3 protein-coding genes are annotated in these 2,762 nt (G+C 53.2%); 2 read left to right on the forward strand and 1 reads right to left on the reverse strand.

From position 1 onward, the window contains the following. Positions 1–253 precede the first annotated feature (253 nt). Positions 254–559: a DUF6476 family protein gene (locus PFRI_RS07420; RefSeq protein ID WP_111445714.1), complete on the reverse strand. Its 306-nt coding sequence runs from the start codon at positions 557–559 to the stop codon at positions 254–256. Between PFRI_RS07420 and PFRI_RS07425 the strand changes: the two genes are divergently transcribed. Continuing rightward, the gene (locus PFRI_RS07425; RefSeq protein ID WP_072630074.1) at positions 558–1,583 is read left to right on the forward strand and encodes an RluA family pseudouridine synthase; all 1,026 of its coding nucleotides are present in this window, start codon (positions 558–560) and stop codon (positions 1,581–1,583) included. The two genes, PFRI_RS07420 and PFRI_RS07425, sit on opposite strands and share 2 nt — an antisense overlap. 163 nt (positions 1,584–1,746) lie before the next feature. Beyond that, positions 1,747–2,643 carry an RNA polymerase sigma factor RpoH gene (gene rpoH / locus PFRI_RS07430; protein ID WP_072630073.1) on the forward strand — a complete coding sequence of 299 codons (897 nt, stop codon included), beginning with the start codon at positions 1,747–1,749 and terminating at the stop codon, positions 2,641–2,643. Positions 2,644–2,762 lie beyond the last annotated feature (119 nt).

Consider the following 2,762-nt stretch of genomic DNA (forward strand, 5'->3'; position numbering starts at 1 on the left):
TCGATGGTTGAGCAAACTCTACATTAAACTGAGGGAAGTTTCGGGGGGCAGGTCAGTTTTGTCATTTGCACAGCCGCTTAGGGCAAAAACACAGCAAATTGCGAAAGAGAGTCTCACGTGCGTCTCCAATCATGAAAATGGATCTAAGAGGCAGTGAGAGGATGCGACTTCTGCCGCAGGCCTTTAAGGATGTGTTAACTTACGTGCGCAAACCGTGCTTAATCAATCATCAAGTAAACAACTGGTTAACGCGTTACTGCGCAGGCGTAATCTGAATGCGCTGGCGTAATTTTCCAGTGAAGCGATCAAAGATCAAAATCTCATCCGTTTGCGTCACAATCCCATACCAGCTTTCCCCCAATGTCACCGCTTTCGCCTCAACACCCTCTGGCAAAGTCACCAATTCGGGCAACATGCTAGGTTTCTCATTCAAGCGGATGACAAGCAGTGCAATTATCAATACAACGCCGCCAATCATCACCGTCGTCAGCACAGTCACAAGACGGCGCAGGAATCGCAATTGCGCGGGTTCTTCAATCTCTTGCTCAGGGGGCAGCATGGGCTCGTCCATTATAACCTTCGCGGTTCAGATAGATCCGCCGACGCGTCTTGATAAAGCGCTTTCGCGTGATGTGCCAGAGAGCGCGTCACTCTCACGCACGCGTATCGCCAAGCTGTTAGAGGCGGGCGCAATCACGATCAATGGCACTGTGCAGACCGATCCTAAAGCCAAGATTGCCGAGGGCGCGCAGATCGAAATCACTGTCGAAGAGGCGGTTGATAGCCACATCGAACCTGAAAATATCCCGCTCGACATCATCTACGAAGACGACGATCTTATCGTTGTGAACAAGCCCGCTGGTATGGTCGTACATCCCGCGCCGGGCACACCTTCTGGCACGCTCGTCAACGCGCTACTGCATCACTTCGCGGGAAAACTCTCCGGCGTTGGTGGCTCCAAACGCCCAGGCGTCGTCCATAGAATTGACAAAGAAACCAGTGGCTTGCTCGTCGCGGCGAAATCTGATGCAGCGCATCATGGCCTCGCGGCGCAGTTCGCGGCCCACACGGCAGAGCGCGCTTATCTCGCGGTAACTCAAGGCGCGCCAGAAGCGTCCGATCCGCGTATTCGTGGCGTGCGTGGTGTCAGCTTCGAAACAGGTGGTGTGCTGAAAATCACAACCCAGCTTGCGCGTCACAAACATGATCGCCAACGCCAAGCCGTGCTGTTCGAACATGGCCGTCACGCTGTTACACGCGCCAAAACGATCGAACGCTTTGGCAATCCCAATTGCCTCGCGCTGGTGGAATGTCGTTTGGAGACAGGCCGCACGCACCAGATTCGGGTTCATATGGCGCACGTCGGGCACGGCTTGCTCGGTGATCCTACCTATGGTGGACGTCGTAAATTGCCCGCAAAAGCGCTCAGCGAAGTTGGATTAGAGGCTGCTAAAACCTTCACTCGCCAAGCTTTGCATGCGGCTTTGCTCGGGTTTGAGCACCCAATAAGCGGTGAAATGATGCGGTTTGAAGCTGAATTGCCCGATGATATGGCCCAATTGTTACAAAATTTACGCTCTTAGGCCTTTGCACAGCACATGCGCGTGAGCGCGCGGACACATATCTGGAATTTCCCGTTTAAGAGGACCAAGTTTATTTCAACGCCGCAGAGATGCGGAGGACTTGAAACATACCGGTGCCGATATTAACTCAATGTTAACGCACTAAACATAAAGGGGCAGGGACATGGCCAATTACGCAAATCTACCCGCACCAACGCCTGAAGGTGGCTTAAACCGCTACATGCAGGAAATCCGGAAATTCCCACTGTTGGAGCCGGAAGAAGAATATATGCTCGCCAAAAGCTGGGTCGAAAAGCAGGACACTGCTGCGGCGCATAAAATGGTGACGTCGCACCTTCGCCTCGCTGCGAAAATCGCCATGGGTTACCGTGGATACGGATTGCCCCAAGCCGAAGTAGTCTCCGAAGCGAATGTTGGTTTGATGCAAGCGGTGAAGCGTTTTGATCCCGAAAAGGGTTTCCGTCTGTCTACTTACGCGATGTGGTGGATCCGCGCCGCTATTCAGGAATATATCCTGCGGAGCTGGTCTTTGGTGAAACTTGGCACAACTTCGGCTCAGAAAAAGCTGTTCTTCAACCTGCGCAAGGCTAAAAACCGAATTGGTGCTCTGGAAGAGGGTGACATGCGGCCCGAAAACGTGGCGCGTATTGCCCATGATCTGGGTGTGACAGAGACCGAAGTCATCTCTATGAATCGCCGGATGTCTGGTGGGGATGCGTCCTTGAATGCTCAGGTCGGCTCTGATGGCGAAGGCACCATGCAGTGGCAGGATTGGCTCGAGGACGAAGACGCGGATCAAGCAGGCGACTATGAAGCCCGCGATGAGCTTGAGGCGCGTCGTGAAATGCTCGCCAATGCGATGGATGTGCTTAATGATCGTGAAAAGGACATTCTTGTGCAGCGCCGTTTGTCCGACAAGCCGGTCACCTTGGAAGATCTAAGCGGTCAATATGATGTCAGCCGCGAACGCATTCGCCAGATCGAAGTGCGCGCGTTCGAAAAACTGCAAGAGCGCATGCGCGCTTTGGCGGAAGAAAAAGGCATGCTCGTCGACGCTTAAACCTTGTGACGGTACGTCTGAATGATAGCCTCTCCTTCAATCCAGAAGGGGAGGCTTTTTTATGGTGACCTGCCCCCCGAAACTTCCCTCAGTTTAATGTAGAGTTTGCTCAACCATCG

Source organism: Planktotalea frisia (genome assembly GCF_001890925.1).
Taxonomy (GTDB): Bacteria; Pseudomonadota; Alphaproteobacteria; order Rhodobacterales; family Rhodobacteraceae; genus Planktotalea; species Planktotalea frisia.

Coding starts and splice junctions, on each gene's coding strand:
- PFRI_RS07420 (WP_111445714.1), bottom strand. CDS start 559: ATGCTGCCCCCTGAGCAAGAGATTGAAGAACCCGCGCAATTGCGATTC.
- PFRI_RS07425 (WP_072630074.1), top strand. CDS start 558: ATGGGCTCGTCCATTATAACCTTCGCGGTTCAGATAGATCCGCCGACG.
- rpoH (WP_072630073.1), top strand. CDS start 1,747: ATGGCCAATTACGCAAATCTACCCGCACCAACGCCTGAAGGTGGCTTA.